The organism is Kordia aestuariivivens (genome assembly GCF_014397005.1).
Lineage (GTDB): Bacteria > Bacteroidota > Bacteroidia > Flavobacteriales > Flavobacteriaceae > Kordia > Kordia aestuariivivens.
Genome location: NZ_JACGWS010000014.1, coordinates 48,385 through 65,300, shown reverse-complemented (window position 1 = coordinate 65,300; position 16,916 = coordinate 48,385). Strand labels below are relative to the sequence as shown.

The 16,916-nt window shown below is 33.3% G+C and carries 11 protein-coding genes; 9 read left to right on the top strand and 2 right to left on the bottom strand.

Annotated features, from left to right (window positions below; genetic code table 11):
* Window positions 1-56: 56 nt before the first annotated feature.
* From H2O64_RS19455 to H2O64_RS19420, 8 genes are all read left to right on the top strand, one after another.
* Window positions 57-4,493 (top strand): non-ribosomal peptide synthetase, encoded by a 4,437-nt coding sequence (locus H2O64_RS19455; protein ID WP_187563901.1) that lies wholly within the window; start codon window positions 57-59, stop codon window positions 4,491-4,493.
* A gap of 92 nt (window positions 4,494-4,585) precedes the next feature.
* Window positions 4,586-6,469 carry an alpha/beta fold hydrolase gene (locus H2O64_RS19450; protein WP_235982951.1) on the top strand — a complete coding sequence of 628 codons (1,884 nt, stop codon included), beginning with the start codon at window positions 4,586-4,588 and terminating at the stop codon, window positions 6,467-6,469.
* An 18-nt stretch (window positions 6,470-6,487) separates the two neighbouring features.
* Window positions 6,488-9,268, top strand: coding sequence for an ATP-grasp domain-containing protein (locus tag H2O64_RS19445; protein WP_187563899.1), 2,781 nt, complete (start codon window positions 6,488-6,490; stop codon window positions 9,266-9,268).
* Window positions 9,268-9,948 (top strand): 4'-phosphopantetheinyl transferase family protein, encoded by a 681-nt coding sequence (locus H2O64_RS19440; protein ID WP_187563898.1) that lies wholly within the window; start codon window positions 9,268-9,270, stop codon window positions 9,946-9,948. Before H2O64_RS19445 ends, H2O64_RS19440 begins: the two co-directional genes overlap by 1 nt.
* A gap of 316 nt (window positions 9,949-10,264) precedes the next feature.
* Entirely contained in the window at window positions 10,265-10,588 is a 324-nt protein-coding gene (locus H2O64_RS19435) for an EthD family reductase (RefSeq protein WP_187563897.1), read from the top strand.
* 226 nt (window positions 10,589-10,814) lie between these two features.
* On the top strand, window positions 10,815-11,957 hold the full coding sequence (locus H2O64_RS19430; protein WP_187563896.1) for a vWA domain-containing protein: 1,143 nt from the start codon (window positions 10,815-10,817) through the stop codon (window positions 11,955-11,957).
* Window positions 11,958-12,129: 172 nt separating this feature from the next.
* The gene (locus H2O64_RS19425) at window positions 12,130-13,581 is read left to right on the top strand and encodes a sigma 54-interacting transcriptional regulator (protein WP_187563895.1); all 1,452 of its coding nucleotides are present in this window, start codon (window positions 12,130-12,132) and stop codon (window positions 13,579-13,581) included.
* A gap of 343 nt (window positions 13,582-13,924) precedes the next feature.
* On the top strand, window positions 13,925-14,275 hold the full coding sequence (locus H2O64_RS19420) for a hypothetical protein (RefSeq protein ID WP_215907195.1): 351 nt from the start codon (window positions 13,925-13,927) through the stop codon (window positions 14,273-14,275).
* A gap of 155 nt (window positions 14,276-14,430) precedes the next feature.
* Here the strand turns inward: H2O64_RS19420 and H2O64_RS19415 are convergent, their stop codons facing one another.
* A complete protein-coding gene (locus H2O64_RS19415; RefSeq protein WP_187563894.1) occupies window positions 14,431-15,714 on the bottom strand; it encodes a lipase family protein in 1,284 nt (427 codons plus the stop codon).
* Between the two features lie 199 nt (window positions 15,715-15,913).
* Between H2O64_RS19415 and H2O64_RS24335 the strand changes: the two genes are divergently transcribed.
* A complete protein-coding gene (locus H2O64_RS24335; protein ID WP_187563893.1) occupies window positions 15,914-16,243 on the top strand; it encodes a T9SS type A sorting domain-containing protein in 330 nt (109 codons plus the stop codon).
* Between the two features lie 77 nt (window positions 16,244-16,320).
* Here the strand turns inward: H2O64_RS24335 and H2O64_RS19405 are convergent, their stop codons facing one another.
* Window positions 16,321-16,872, bottom strand: a complete 552-nt coding sequence (locus H2O64_RS19405; RefSeq protein ID WP_187563892.1) for an acyl-CoA thioesterase — start codon at window positions 16,870-16,872, stop codon at window positions 16,321-16,323.
* Between the last annotated feature and the right edge of the window lie 44 nt (window positions 16,873-16,916).

The following is a 16,916-nucleotide window of genomic DNA, read 5'->3' as shown; positions in this document are numbered from 1 at the left end:
ATCTTTCAAGCTAATAATTTCAAACAAAATCGCATTACAATAGGATGTTGAAAACTATGAAACTTACACTGCCACAACAAGATGTTTATTTTGAGCAATTGCTATATCCTAATGAGCCTATATACAACATTGGGGCAAAAATAAAGATTGAAGGAAAAATAGAAATACATAGCATGAAAGAAGCCTATGAAATCCTTATAAATCAGCACGATGCTTATAGAGGATCTATTTCTAAAGAAACCGGAAACATTTCATTTATCATTGCGGATACTCATGAAACAAGTTTGAAGGTAATTGATTTTTCCGATGAGGAAAAAGCCGATGAAAAAGCAAATAACTTCATGCAAGAGGAATTTCAAAAACCATTTGAATTTCTAAAAGACAAGTTATTGCATAATTTCATATTACTAAAAGTTAGCGAAGAAAAACACTATCTATTTTCTGTGTACCATCATATCATTACAGATGGATGGGGAACTTCTCTTATGTTTCAGCGATTGGTTAGTAATTATAACGAGTTGATTTCTTATGGAAAAGTAACAACAGAGTATCCTTATACATACACGGATTTTGCAGAAAATGACGATGAATACTATCAATCTGAAGCTTACGAAAAAGACAAAAACTACTGGAAGGAAAAATTTAAAATCCTACCAGAACGGCTATTTCAAACGATACGAGAAACGGATGCTTCAAATAAAAGCGACAGAAAAAGATTAGTAATTCCAAGAAAAGCGTATGATGAACTTATTGAAATCTCTAAACAAAGCAGGAGTTCCGTATTTCATGTAATTTTAGGGCTCTTATATCTATATCTAGGTAAAAGGTACAATCAACAAGATATCTCCATTGGAGTACCAGTTTTAAATAGATCAAATGCAGCATTTAAAAGAACAGTTGGTTTATTCATGGGAGTTACTGCTTTACGAATGCAGCTAGGTTTTCAGAGCACATTTATAGAATTACTACAGGAAATACGACAACAATTACGACAAGACTATAGATATCAGCGTTTCCCGCTTGGTAAACTCGTCAAAGAACTAGATGCATATCAAGAAAAAGACAGGTTATTTAACCTAACACTCTCCTACGAAAAGCAGGATTATGCAACCAATTTCTTAAACACAAAAACACAAGTCATTCCTTTAAGTCATAAGTCAGAAAGAGTCGCTTTAGCCATTTATGTAAGAGAATTTGATAGTACTAAAGATGTTATTCTTGATTTCGATTACAACATAAATTACTTTGAAGAACATCTAATTGACTCTTTTGTGACAGGTGTTGAAAACTTAATGCATCAAATCATAAAAGAGCCTAATCGTAAACTATGTGAATACCATTATATAAAAACGCAAGAAAAGCAAGAACTTTTATACGATTTCAATAACACAGCCTTTCAGTATTCTGAAAAAGAAACGGTTCTAAGTTATATTGAAAAACAGGCAAAAAAGACTCCAAATGCAATTGCACTAAAAGATAAAGAACATACGTACACCTATAAAGAAGTAGAGGCACTTTCTAATAGTGCAATGCAACACATATTAAAAACTGGGATCGGTGTTGGAGAACCAGTAGCTATGTTAATGCCTCGTTCTGCCAAACTAATCATTGGAATCCTGGCAATTATGAAATCTGGGAGGCCTTATATTCCATTGGATCCAAAATTTCCTGTAAACAGGCTTAATCATATTGTAGAACACAGTAAAGTACCTCTCATCATCTCAGATAAAACGCATGCTACTTATTTAGGTAAAAGCAATAGTATTCTTGATGATTTATTTGTGAATGATACAGAAATGCACCAAACAAATGTAGCAATTGAAGGAGATAATTCGGCGTACATCATTTACACTTCAGGTTCTACGGGCAATCCTAAAGGTGTAGAAATAAATCACAATGCCTTATTAAACTTTTTAATAGGAATGCAAAAATCTCCCGGAATTTATAAAGAAGATGTATTATTATCTGTGACAACACAATCATTTGACATTTCTATTCTTGAATTTTTCGTACCATTAATTTGTGGAGGAACAACGTACATTGTTACCGATGATGTTTTAGAAAACCCGTTTGAGGTAATCCGAACCATAAACAGCGTTCAGCCTACTGTAATGCAAGCTACACCAAGTTTTTACCAAATGCTTTTCAATGCAGGCTGGACTGGAAATAAAACATTAAAAATACTCTGTGGAGGCGATTTACTAAGTGAAACATTAGCCGATAAACTAATCAAAACTTGTAGCGAAGTCTGGAATATGTATGGGCCCACAGAAACGACTATTTGGTCTACATGCAAACGAGTAGTGGAAGCAGAGCAATCGTCAAACATAGGAACTCCCATTCAAAATACTCAAATATACATTCTTGACAATGAGTTGTCACTTGTTCCTAAATATGCTCCGGGAATCATTTACATAGGAGGAAAAGGCTTGGCAAAAGGCTATTACAGGAATTTAGAAATGACGCAAGAGCGTTTCATTAAAAATCCATTCAATAAAGGAGAAATAATCTATAACACGGGCGATTTAGGAAAATGGAATGAAGAAAAAGAAATCATTTTTTTAGGGAGAAACGACAATCAAGTAAAAATAAGAGGCTATCGAATTGAACTAGGAGATATTGAAACAAAACTTAACGCCATAGAAACTGTAAAATCTTCGGTAGTAGTGGCTAAGAAAAGGGGTGATCAAGAAGCATTTCTAGTCGCTTATGTTCAAAAAGAAAATGAAGAATTTAATTCTAAAGAAGTACTTAATACTCTATCGAGTCAACTCCCGAAGTACATGATTCCGTATGCCATTACTTTGGTGGATGAATTTCCTTTAACACCTAACAAAAAAGTAGATAGAAAAGCACTATCCACACAAAAACTTAATGAGAAATCGTATGATGCAGAACTATTCATTCAGCCTTCGTCTAATTTAGAAATACGGTTGTCAAAAATCTATGAAGACGTTCTAAAATTAGAACGTAATATTGGCTTAAATGAAAATTTCTTTGAACTAGGCGGGCATTCTTTAAATGCAGTAAAACTTATAAATAAAATAGAAAAGGAGTTTCAAAATACATTATCATTAAAAACAATCTTTGATAAACCAACGCTTCAAGAAGTAGCAAGGTATCTTACTACAAATACGCAAAAAAGCCATCGAAAAATAGTTGTACAAGAGAAGAAACCTTATTACCCAATAACGAGCCCTCAGTATGCTATTTGGATTGCATCCTTAGCTCCCGAAAAATCAATAGCCTACAATATGTTTGCAGCGTATGCAATAGAAGGGAAAATAGACAAAGAAACCTTGCATTATGCTTTTTTAAAAACAATCAATAAGTTTGAAATATTAAGAACAAACTTTATAGAAGTCAATGGAGTTGCCTGCCAAAAAGTATTGGATATTCAAGATGTCGCTTTCAAAATAGATGAATTTGAAACGTCTGTTGCTGCTTCAAAAAATAAACTAAGAGAATATGTGAATAGTGAATTTGATTTAGAGAACGAATTACTATTCAAAGTAGGATTATTTAAAGATGAAGAAGGAAAAGAAACCTTAGTTTTTGCTGCACATCATCTTATTATGGATGGATGGTCTTTAGAAGTATTAATCAAAGAAATTGCACAGTATTATAAAGCTGCATTTGATAAAAAAAATGTACACGAAGAAAAGTTAAACTTCCAATTTAAAGACTTTGTAGCCTGGCAAAACACGGTTCAAGCGAATAATGAAGAACGAAATAGCCAATATTGGAGCAATTATTTAGCGGATTACTCATGGAATAACCTAATTCCTTATGACAAAGAATATTCAAATAAAGAATACACGGGTTCATTTTATCTTTTTGATTGGAACTTAAATTTGCTAGAACCTTTAAATAAACTGGTGTTAAAGCAAAAAGTATCATTGCACTCACTACTTGTTGTAGCATTTAATGTACTACTACATAAGCTATATGAACATACAGATATATGTGTTGGAACAATAAATTCTGGCAGGGTTTTTTCTGAACTCAATGACCATATAGGAATGTTTGTAAAAACACTTCCGTTAAGAACAAAAATAAATGAAAATCAATCTTTTTCAGAGCTTCTAAGAGAAACTCACGACAATATATTAGTCATAGATGAGCATCAAGATATGTCGCAAACTATCATGAACGAATTGCGACTAGAAGCCATTATTGTTTTGCAAAACCAAACCTATGATTACGACAATATATACTTATCAGAAACAGTAACGGTTCGCAGATATCCTATTGATGCAAAATATAACAGATTACCACTATTAATAGATTTTTCAGTAAATGAAAACTTTTTTCACGGTTCAATCTATTATGATACGGAAAAATATAATTCGGAAACGATAGCACTTTTAGTACTGAAACTTGAAATACTATTAAAAGAAGTAGTAGAGAATCCGGATGTTTTGATAAAAGATATAAATATTGATTTAGACTTTGAAAAAGAAAAAATAATAGATATCGATTTTAATTTTTAAATAAAAAAACCAATTATAACATGATAAAAACTATAAAAAAATTGTGTGTGCCCTTAACGTACGCATTGCTTCTCTTTCTAACTACAAGTAGCATGAAAGCTCAAAATATAGCTTTCGAAAATACGGCTCCTTTTTATAATTATGAAGAACTTCAGAATGATAACATAGTTTGGGGATACCTAACGATTCCTGAAAATTGGGAGAAAGAAAACAGTAAAAAAATAAAAATAGCAGTTACGGTACTAAAAAATACCGCTAAAAACGAAAATGCGAAAGCTGTTGTTTTCATTCAAGGTGGACCAGGATCAAGCGGTATAGCAACTATTTGGTCTTGGCTGATGCATCCGTTGCGTAAAACTCATGACATTGTACTCTTTGATGTTAGAGGCACTGGATTTTCAACTCCCAGATTATGCCCCAATCTTGGAAAAGAATTATTAGAAATACTGGCAAAAAATCAATCTGCAGAAGAAGATGAAAAGCAAAAAACGAGCATTGCCTTATCATGCAAAGAAAAACTTATCAAAAATGACATTGATATAGAAGCTTACAACAGTAAATCCATTGCTAAAGATTTACATGTGTTAAAAGAGAAATTGGGTTATGATGCATGGAATGTTTATGGAGCTTCCTACGGAACATACATTGCGCAAATATATGCAAGCGAATTTCCAGAAGATATAAAATCTCTAATATTGGATTCATCCATAGATGACATAACAACATACTACACAAAAAACACATCAAACTATATAAACACTTTACGCAAAGTATTTACGGGATGTGAAGCGGATCCTAATTGTAAAGCTGCGTATCCTGATTTAGAAAAAATGTATTATGAAGTTATAGCCGCTCTTGAAAAGGAACCAATCACAGTAGCAGTAGACGAAAATTTGATAGCATCAGGTGGGTTTACATTTAATGCAGAAGATTTTAAAATAGCAATCCATCAAGCACTATATAACAAACAATTAGTAGAAATGATTCCGCTGCTGATTTATCAATTTCACGAAAAAAACAAAGGAACATTAGGAAACTTAGTACCTGCATTGTCTAGTTTAATTCAAATGGACTATGGAGTTTACTATTGTGTGAGCTGTAATGAAGTTTTACCTGTTAACAATTTTGATGCCTATAAAGAAAATGCGGCTCAATTTGACAAGCTCAATGGAGGAATATCATTTTACAAATCAGACTTCAAAGTTTGTGAAAAATGGAATCTCAATAGAATACACATAGATTCTGTATCTAAAAGCGAATCGCTAAAAACGTTAAAAGAAACATCATTTCCAGTGCTTCTATTTTCAGGTGAATATGATCCTATCACACCTCAAAACAATGGAGAAAACACAGCCAATAACTTTAAAAGCGCATACAATATCATTGGAAAAACCTATGGGCATGTTCCAGGTTTCACCAGAATTGGAAATGACGTAACTACCAAATTTACGACAAACCCTCATGAAACCATAGATGTAAATGCCTTTGAAAAAGCAAAAAAAGTAGTATTTGTGACAAACATAAAACCTAATGTGGGAGTTTCTAGGATGGGAAACAGTCTTAGCGCTAATGAGCCTATCTTTCTATTTCCGCTTTTCATTGCTTTAGGAATTATGTTGATATATATATTAGTGCATACGATTAACTTTTTTAGAAAAAAATACGCTCGTAGTTCAGACAAAATAATTCGATTATTAACTATTATAACCTCAATTGTTGGGTTGGGTAGCCTTATAAGTTTAATAATGTCTATCCAAGAAATAGCTAACTATAATTATTTCATTCTAGCAGTAGGATTGCCCGATCGATTCAACTATATCTTTTGGATTGTATTGCTATTCTTTGGATTGCTTATAACCACCATTTTATACTTCGCGATAAGCGTAAAAAAAATAACGAATCGAAGTATACTATTTTCAATACTATTTTCAAATATACTCTTAGCCACATATCTTTTTTATTGGGGAGTTATTTAATACAAAAACAGAAAAAATATGGAAAAAACTATTTTATTTGACTATCAGAACCTTATCATAAATGCTTCAAAAAAAGCACTTCCAGCGCTCATCAATACAAACGCTGAAGAAGTTCCTGAAATACTGAGAAATTTTAAATATCCTATATCATCTTGGCCAGTTATCTTACCCAAAAAAGATAGTGAAGCATTAGCTGAATGCTGTGTTTTAATTCCAAAATTACTCCAGGAAATACCTGAATTATATTTTGAAAATAACACTAAAAAAATCGCTGATTTCTATTTTGACGGTAATGAAACCTTAGCACACTTTGCTATATTATGTAGCCAGAAAAAAATAGATATAAGTTGTCGTTTAGATCTCATAAAAACCACAACAGGATTTAAAGTATTAGAAGTAAATGCGGGTTCTTCACTAGGAGGTATGGAATTTCAAAATTTTGAACCAGTTATAAGTGGAATGCATCCAGAGTTGAGTAATGGAGAACTAGGAATTGTTGCAATGCCTACACAACAAATTTACATTGATTTTATTATTCAAAAAGCAATCTCATATATGTCTGAAGGCGAAGAAGAGATTAATATTTTTATGGTAGGAACGGAATTTTATGAAAAGGATTTGATTGCATATAAAGAAGCAGAAAATTTCTATAATGAGATATTTAATAATGAAATTGGAAAATATAAGAAGAAAGGAAGCGTAATAATAAATAGAATGTCTGAGGTGAAGTTAAAAAACAATGTACTGACTTATAAGGATAAGCGAATACATGTTGTACTAATATCCGACTTCGCTTTAAAAGATATTTCTCCTGACATTTTTAGAGCATTTATGATGAATGCAATTTATTTCCCAGATCATCAAGGAGTTGGGATGTTGCGAGATAAACGTAACTTAGTACTACTTCGTAGACTAGCAGAAGAAGGAAAGTTCAGTGCTAGTGAAAATGAAAAAATACTAACATACATTCCTTGGTCAGTTCTTATAAACGAAACGACAACTTTATATAAAGGAAGTGAACATATCTTAGAAGTATTATTACAAGAAAAAAAGGATGATTTCGTCATCAAAGTCGCTGATGGATTGCAAGGAAATGATGTATTTATAGGAAAATTTTTATCTAAAGAAGCTTGGTCGGATGCAATAAAAAAAGCGATCAATGAAAAGAAGTATATCGTTCAAGAATACATTCCTTCAGATTATTTACTAGCGCCAAATAAAAATAACGAATGGACACCACATTCACTGATTTGGGGCGCTTTTGGGTTTGGAGATGCATATGGAGGAACATGGGTAAGAATGGCAGCTAAGGAAAATGCTTTGGGCGCAATCAATGCAGCAACGGGCGCTGTAGAAGTAATAGTATATGAAGAAATATCCGTAAATCATCATACAAACAACGAAGAGAAAGAAATAACCAATAGTATATTAGGAGAAGCGTATAACCAGTTGATGTCTAATACTTCTAAAAACCTTCCTGCTTTTGTAGACTTAACATCCAAAAAATTGCCAAAATTGCTTCAAGAATATCATTATCCAGTATCTTCTTGGCCCGTAATTATTGATACTGATATAGTAGATAAACTAAAAGAATTATGCGTGCGTATTCCTAAAATGATTCAACAAATCCCAGAACTATACTTTAAAAATGATTTAAAAAAAATAGCTGATTTTTATTTTAATGGAGACAATATGTTAGCGCAATATGCCATGTTATGCCATCAAAAGAAGATTGAAATAGGATGTAGATTGGACTTAACATATTCGGATAACGAGTTCAAAATATTAGAAGCCAATGTTGGATCTGCAATAGGAGGTTGGCAAGTACAGTCTTTTGATCATATTATTCGCGATCAACATACTATTCTTAATGATACGGAAACAGAGCATTTTTACGAGTCAAGAAACACGCAATTATATTATATCAATTTTTTAATAGACAACCTTATAAAAATAAAACTACCCGACGATGATACAATTAATGTGTTTATGTGCTTAGGAGTTGCAGATGATACGAGTATTTATAAAAATACTGAAGATTTTTTAAATGAATTATTTCAGCAAGAATTATCTAAAAGAGGCTTAAAAGGACGTGTATGCGTTGCAGATTATTCCTCATTACATCTAATGAATGGTAAATTGTATAAAGACGACCTTTTAATACACGGACTAGCTATCTTAACTTTAAACAAAGAAGACTTGCCGCCAGATGTTTTTAGAGCATTTTTTATTGGGAATCTCTATTTCCCTGATCATTTGGGAACCATTATGTACGGGGATAAAAGAAATCTTGAACTATTAAGAACATTAGCCGAGCAACAAGCTTTTTCTGAAGAAGATAATGACCTAGTACTAAACAGTATTCCTTGGACAAAGAAAATAACGCCGAACAGTAAAGTTTTATATAGAGGGAAAACGGAATTATTTGCCCAAGTATTAAAAAATAACAAAGAAAACCTTGTTATAAAAGCTTCTAATGGATCTCAAGGGGAAGATGTTTTTGTTGGAAAATTTCTGACCGATAAAGAATGGGAAGAAGCCATTAACTTAGCTGAAAACACAAGTACCTTTATCGCACAAGAGTTTTGCAATTCCAATAGTAACATTGCTCCAAACAAAATAGGAGAATGGACACCTCACAAATTAATTTGGGGAGCGTTTGGTTTTGGAGAAAACTATGGAGGAGTTTGGGTTAGAATGTCAGAAGAAAAAACAGATATTGGAGTAATTAATTCTGCGTCAGGAGCAGTCGAAGCCATTGTATACGAACGATTATTCTTTGAAACCCTTATTCTATAATGATTCATATTTACTACGCTTACATTCATGAAAAAAGCCATAAAGAATTAATTGAAAAACATTTGTTCAGATTTCCAGAAATCTACCAACAAAAAATTCATAGATATCGTAGATGGCAAGATGCTCAACTATCGCTATTGGGAAGATTACTTTTGGTACATGGTATGAACAAATTAAATAAAAACTTTGATGACTATCAACTGGAATATACAGATTACAACAAACCATTTTTTGTAGACTCAAATTTAAAATTCAATATCTCTCATTCAGGAAATATAGTCGTTTGCGCTATAACTGAAGGATTTGAGGTTGGAATTGATTTGGAGTTAATTAATGAAATAAAAATTGAAAGCTTTAAAAGTCAAATGACTGCTTACGAATGGAAAAGAGTTAATGAAAGCGAAAATAAAACGAATGCTTTTTACGAATATTGGACAAAAAAAGAAGCTGTAGTCAAAGCACATGGAGAAGGCTTATCAATTCCACTAAAAAAAATTGAAATCATAAATGGAAAAACAGTGGTAAAAGATTCTTCATTCATAACTAAAGAAGTCTTTTTGGATAAAAAATATAAAAGTTACTTAGCTATACTGGCAAAAAAAACGATGGATATCAATTTCAGGGATTCTAAAAAAGTAACGATAAAAAAAGTACACTTTGAGTCCATTCTAGTTTTATAACAATCCAATCACCAGACTTAACATACGACAGAAAAACTATAATGTTTCCATGAAATCGCGTTGATTTCATAGAAACATTTTTTTATATTTTTTAATTGAAAATACCAAGCGAAGCTATCGAGATGTGTCACATTGAGCGCTGTCCAATGATACTCTTATTAAAGATAAACGCTAGTATTAACGAAAACCACACGATGTATCTGCAATCTTTGCGTTACATTTATAGTAAATAAAAGGAATTTTGCTGCACATCACGATAATAATTCTCAATCAAATAGTTCTAAAATTATAAACAATAATCTAAAAATATATTAAAATGAAAAAAGGTTCAATTAAAGTAAGTGTAGTATACCCAAACTCAGCTGGGAAAAAATTTGACATGGATTACTACTGTAATACACATTTACCAATGGTTGGTGCACTATTAGGTGACGCGCTCAAAGGTGCAACTGTTGAAAAGGGAATTGGTGGCGGTGCTCCCGGATCTTTGGCGCCGTATGCAGGAATGGGGAATATGTATTTCAATTCTGTAGCAGACTTCGAAAATGCTTTTGGACCAAATGCTGATAAAATAATGGGCGATTTACCAAACTTCACAAACATTGAACCTATAATACAAGTGAGTGAAGTGATGGTTTAATAGATAGAATAATCTAGCTGCTAACGCTTCAATTATAAAACGTTTCCATCAAATTCTCGTGATTTCTTGGAAACATTTTTGTTTAAAACGATTTAAAATAAGAAGGAATCGCTTCTACACAAATTGCCTATCTGCAATCTTTCCCGTATTTTTATAAAAAAAGAACAATCTGGCGTAAATCTTTACGATTTGAATCCAGATAAACTGAAAAAGAAATAGTTTCCACATGGAAAACAGGAAGTTTAATTACGGAAAAGGGTTTACGTTTAGTAAACACACTCCAGAAGATATATCACATTTTGATCGCGTGTTTAACATTTTCAAAGATGTACTAACGCATACCTCAGGCGATATCGAAGAAGCGTTTGAATGGCTTGAGATGCTCGACAAAGAATATGAAATCTTCAACGAAGAATATTCACTTCAAGACTTTGAAAACGATCTCAAGAAACGCGGATATATCAAAGAAGAAATTGATCCCGAAAAAGGCAACACAGGCACTGGAAAAGGTAAAAACATATTAACTGCCAAACTAGAATCCGCTTTGCGCGAATATGCGTTAGATCAAATCTTTGGAAAGCTCAAAAAAAGTGGCATCGGAAATCATCGCACTACAAAAATTGGTGTCGGTGACGAACGTGATGGCGATACACGTTCATTTCAATATGGAGACGATTTGTCGCGAGTGAACATGACGGAGAGTTTAAAAAATGCACAAATCAATAATGGAATAGGGGATCTTCGACTCACTGAAAATGATTTAATTGTTGAAGAAACCAAGCACAGATCACAGATGAGTACGGTGTTGATGATTGACATCAGTCACTCCATGATCTTATACGGAGAAGATCGCATTACACCCGCGAAGAAAGTGGCAATGGCTTTGGTGGAATTGATCAATCGAAAATATCCCAAAGATTCCATAGACATTATCGTATTTGGAAATGAAGCGTGGCCGATTAAAATCAAGGATTTACCATACTTAAAAGTGGGTCCGTATCATACAAATACTGTTGCCGGATTGGAATTAGCAATGGACATTCTTCGTAGAAAACGAAACACAAACAAGCAGATTTTTATGATTACGGATGGAAAACCAAGTTGTATTCGGTTACCATCAGGAGAGTTTTACAAAAACAGCAATGGTTTGGACGAAATGATTGTTTCAAAATGTTTAAACAAAGCAGCACAAGCAAGGAAATTAAAAATTCCGATTACCACATTTATGATTGCCAAAGATCCATATCTGCGTCATTTTATAGAACTATTTACCGCACAAAATAGAGGGAAAGCCTTTCTAACAGGTTTATCAGGTTTAGGACAAATGATTTTTGAAGATTACGAAAAAAATAGAATAAAAAGAATTTAAATGAAGATGAAAACTAGCTGTCACTTCGAGCGCAGTCGAGAAGCTAAAGAAAACTTTCTTTTAATCGAATCTCGACTGCGCTCGATTTGACAGATATATAAAATTGCAAAAAAACGTTACACTTACATTTAATAAATATTCAAATTATTAATTGAAAAAGAATTAAAAATACATGAAAAAAGAAATCACATTTAAAGAATTGAAAGATTCGGGATTTATAGATAAAACCATCAACGAAGAAATTCAGGCGAACTTAATTGCGCGCATTAAAGCAAATGAGCCAGTATTTGAAGGACTTTGGGGCTATGAAGATACCGTAATTCCACAATTGAAAAAGGCGATTTTGGCTGGACATCACATCAACTTATTGGGTTTGCGTGGACAAGCAAAAACCAAAATCGCACGAAGTATGGTGGAGTTGCTCGATGAATACATGCCAATTGTAAAAGGTTCTGAAATCAACGACAGTCCATTTCAACCAATTTCCAAATTTGCAAGAGATCTAATCGCTGAGCATGGTGATGAAACTCCAATTTCTTGGATACATCGATCCAATCGTTTCTTTGAAAAATTAGCGACGCCAGATGTGAACGTTTCTGATTTAATAGGCGACATTGATCCTATCAAAGCCGCGACTTTAAAATTGCCGTATTCGGACGAACGCGTTTTGCATTATGGTATGATTCCGCGTGCGAATCGTTCCATATTTGTACTTAACGAACTTCCTGATTTACAAGCACGGATTCAAGTATCCTTGTTTAACATTCTACAAGAAGGTGATGTTCAAATTCGTGGATTTCAACTGCGAATGCCGTTAGATATTCAATTCGTGTTCACCGCAAATCCAGAAGATTACACCAATAGAGGAAGCATTGTGACTCCTTTAAAAGATAGAATTGGATCTCAAATATTTACGCATTATCCAAAATCAATTGCGTTGGCGCGAAAAATTACGGAGCAAGAAGCACGCGTTTCAAGCAAAGACAAATTGGCAATTCAAATTCCTAATATGGCAAAAGACTTGTTGGAAGAAGTTGCCTTTGCAGCGCGTAACAGCGAATATGTAGATGCCAAAAGTGGTGTCAGTGCACGTTTAACTATTAGTGCCATGGAAAACTTGATGGCAGCTGCTAAATTGCGTCTGATTGAAACTGGAGCTGAAAAAACCACCATTCGTTTAGTTGATTTCATGTCGATTATTCCGTCCATCACGGGAAAAATCGAATTGGTGTATGAAGGCGAACAAGAAGGTGCGGATGAGGTAGCAAAAATCCTGATTGACAATGCTGTAATGACACAGTTTGAAGAGATCTTTCCACGAGTTCCTAAACTAGAAAAGCAAGGTGTAAAAACAACCTATACTGACGTTGTTGATTGGTTCGAAAACAACTTTCTTGAATTGAACTATACGGATACAGATGAAGAATTTTATGCGAATCTCAACGCTGTGACGCCTTTAGCAGCAATCATAAAAGAACATGCTGGCGATTTAAGCAAAGAAGATCAAGTTTTTTGTATGGAATTGGTTTTGTGGGCGTTAACGATCAATAATAAACTAGATAAGTCGGAAAATGATACTGCTTTCAAATTCGATTCGGCTGGCTTAAGTAAACATTTCCTGTAAGCACAGCACCTTAAAAGGATTTTAGAATACACTCAAATAGAAAATGTTTCCATCAAATCACAATGATTTTTTTGGAAACATTTTTTGGTTTTTGCACTGTTATATTTTGCGTCACTGCGAGGAGCGATAGTGACGTGGCAGTCTGTTTCATGAATACTAAAGTTGAGATTGCTTCGCTGGCGCTCGCAAAGACATTTTTCTTTTCTATGTTTAAGATTGAAATTGCATCTGATTGCGGGAAACCACAATTTTATGTGTGTTGTTTGTTTTAATTTTATGGAAAGTAATAAATAGAAATTATTTGTATGCATACATTGTAAAACTTTAAAAACAAATAAACCGAATGACTTTAATATCAGATTCAAAAATTAGAGAAGTAAAAGATTTGAAACCAGAAGTAATTAAAAGAATTTGTGATTACATGCAAGGAGCAGTATATTGTTGGTGTAAAAACAAAGAGGAAAAATGGTTCTCTGCACGTGATCTTTTTGGTGGAGAAAATTTTAACTGGAGCGGAACACCAATGATAAAACTATTTGACAAACATAAATCTAAAGGAAAAACTGATGACTCTGCAATTAAAGGTGCTGGAAAAGATGCTGGTTGGATTTTGAAAAAAGTTTTAAATGAAGACAAGAGAAACTTTGAAACGAAAAAAGGAGACTTGGTTAGAAAATATCGCTGGATAAAATAATAATATTTTACAAAACGTATGAAAATAAATTATATAATATTAACAACCAATCCTCAACCCAAATAAAAAATGCTCCCATCAAATCTGTACGATTCTTTAGGAGCATTTTCCTTTAATAATAAAAAATGGTTGGTTAGTCACTACCTTAAAAAAGGTTAGTGATGATCTTTCGCTAACTGCATCGCAGCTTCATCAATTTTTTGTAAATCAACTTTCGCAATATCTTTTACAGCATACACATAAGGCTCATGAACAACAATACCACTAGGTTTGTTGGCATTTAAAATATGTTTGTATGCAGTCATAAATGGTTTAATATTCAATAATGAATGATACGCTACTGTATGTTGTGTTCCTGCTTGTGCCGCAAAACGCACTAAATTACGTAAATACACAGCATACTTTCCAAGCGCTAATGGAAGTACTAATTCTATATACTTTAATTGCTTAGAAACGAGATCGTCAATAGTAGTATCAAAAGTTCCATTCAATGTAGTTGATGGCGATATTTGCTGATAGCGATTTACTGGAACACCAATAATATTCTTAGTTGCCAATGCATTCAATGCCGCAACACTTGCCAACGTTCCTGTTAAGGTTTCTGATGGATTTGCATCACTTGGTTGCACAATATGATCACTATAAATGGTTGGTATCTTTTCAATATCGCTTTTTTCCCACGCATGTGGCACGACATCAATTCCGTTGTGTTGACTTAAATAATAAATATCTTTCGCTTTGATTTTTTTCTCATAATACGAAGCAAAACCTTCATCACCAGGTGTTGGACCAGCTGTTGGAAAAGCACCAATAGAAGTTTTCCCGTTCGAATCCCAATGATGTTTTGTATCTAATAAATACAAAGCCAAAGTTGGCGATAATGCGCCTCCTAAACTATGACCAGCAACAGCAACTTGTACATCCGATAAATCAGGATTTGAAGTTAGAAAGTTTTTCAAGGCAGTCACAACGGTATCATTGTTATGATCTTTCATGTCTAGTAAAATTTCTAAGCCAGTATACGTTCCTAAAGAGATATTTCCAGAATTTTTAGCACCAGTAACCAATTCCCAAGATTTTGTTTTATGTACCGAAAAATCTTCTACAATCCAACCGTAAGGTGAGTTTACATTCGTTCCCGCAATAGAAATTACTACAACATTTTCACTTGCATTGTAATACATTCCCATGGTATTATCGGCATGTACAGAATTAGAAGTTGGATCGTTTGCATATACAATTGGTCCCCAAATTGCTTTCCAATCACCAATAATTGATGCTGTTTCAGTCAATACATCTTTCGCGACTTTGGTAACGTACGCTTGCATTTCAATCATTCCGCTTTTACAATCGGTTTGACTCCATGATAAATTTGATGCTGAATTTGTAGAAAAGGAGAGACTATATATTTGTTGTAATAGTTCACTTGTTGGATTCATAGCTTTTTTTCTTAATCGGTTAATACTAATACACAAAGTAACGACTAAAAAAAAGTTCACGTAAGATTACTTTTACGCGAAAACAGAACCACGTAGTTTTACTGATAAAGTTTAAAAAAAATGTATATAGAATGTTAAAATGAAGATAGTATTGTAAATAATTATTACATTTGTAATAAATGCACCAAATCGAATACGCGTGAAGCAAAAAATACTCTTTTTTATCCTATTATTCTCTTTAAGCACTATTGCTATCGCACAAAACAGCAATAGCACTCAAATTGGTGTTACCCAAGAAACTGTTTTCAACATTTCACCAAATCCAGGAATTAACGAGTTAAACATTCGACTTGCGCAAAAAACAGAAGCGACAGTTGAAATCTACAATTTATTAGGAAGAAAAATCTACACAGGAAAACTAACAACAATGCACAATGCAGTTGATATTACTTCTTGGAAATCTGGAATTTACTTGGTAAAAGTAATTACTGATAAAAAATCAATTACCAAGCGTTTCGTTAAGAAATAAGTTACTTTTCAAAACTCAAAACTCAAAACTCAAAACTCAAAACTCAAAACTTTCACACTGAGCAAAGTCGAAGTGCACTATTCACGATACGTAACTTTCACCTTATACTTTTCTAATTCTTTCATATAATCATCAGGAGTAAAATCTTCATGATCAAATTCGTCTGTACGTTTACGCTTCATTTCCATACGTTTCAAGGCTTTCAAAAAACGTTTAATGGTCGTTAAATCATCCAAAACTAAACCGTCAACTTCAAGGCTATGACCATCATCATCACGTGCAACCATCGTAAAATAAGAGGAGTTACAATGTTTTACGACGCCTGTCTGAATATTTTCCGCTTCAACGCGAATCCCAACAACCATCGAAGTTCGTCCCACATAATTAATAGAAGCGCGCATCGTTACCAATTCGCCAATCTCTATCGGATTCAAAAAATCGACTGTATCAACAGAAGCCGTCACACAATACGCTCTTGAATGTTTGGAAGCGCACGCAAACGCAATCTGATCGAGTAATGAAAGAATATAACCTCCATGAATCTTTCCGCTAAAATTTGAATGTGATGGCAACATCAATTCGGAAATCGTAATTCTTGATTCTGCTGCAGACTTATATCGGATGCTCATAATACTTGATTTAGCTGCTAAAAATAATCAATCATTTCCACTTG

Excerpts from the sequence above, each read along its gene's own strand:
- H2O64_RS19450 (WP_235982951.1), top strand. The coding sequence starts at position 4,586 with ATGAAAGCTCAAAATATAGCTTTCGAAAATACGGCTCCTTTTTATAAT.
- H2O64_RS19415 (WP_187563894.1), bottom strand. The coding sequence starts at position 15,714 with ATGAATCCAACAAGTGAACTATTACAACAAATATATAGTCTCTCCTTT.
- H2O64_RS19425 (WP_187563895.1), top strand. The coding sequence starts at position 12,130 with ATGAAAAAAGAAATCACATTTAAAGAATTGAAAGATTCGGGATTTATA.
- H2O64_RS19430 (WP_187563896.1), top strand. The coding sequence starts at position 10,815 with ATGGAAAACAGGAAGTTTAATTACGGAAAAGGGTTTACGTTTAGTAAA.
- H2O64_RS19455 (WP_187563901.1), top strand. The coding sequence starts at position 57 with ATGAAACTTACACTGCCACAACAAGATGTTTATTTTGAGCAATTGCTA.
- H2O64_RS19440 (WP_187563898.1), top strand. The coding sequence starts at position 9,268 with ATGATTCATATTTACTACGCTTACATTCATGAAAAAAGCCATAAAGAA.
- H2O64_RS19420 (WP_215907195.1), top strand. The coding sequence starts at position 13,925 with ATGACTTTAATATCAGATTCAAAAATTAGAGAAGTAAAAGATTTGAAA.
- H2O64_RS19435 (WP_187563897.1), top strand. The coding sequence starts at position 10,265 with ATGAAAAAAGGTTCAATTAAAGTAAGTGTAGTATACCCAAACTCAGCT.
- H2O64_RS19405 (WP_187563892.1), bottom strand. The coding sequence starts at position 16,872 with ATGAGCATCCGATATAAGTCTGCAGCAGAATCAAGAATTACGATTTCC.
- H2O64_RS19445 (WP_187563899.1), top strand. The coding sequence starts at position 6,488 with ATGGAAAAAACTATTTTATTTGACTATCAGAACCTTATCATAAATGCT.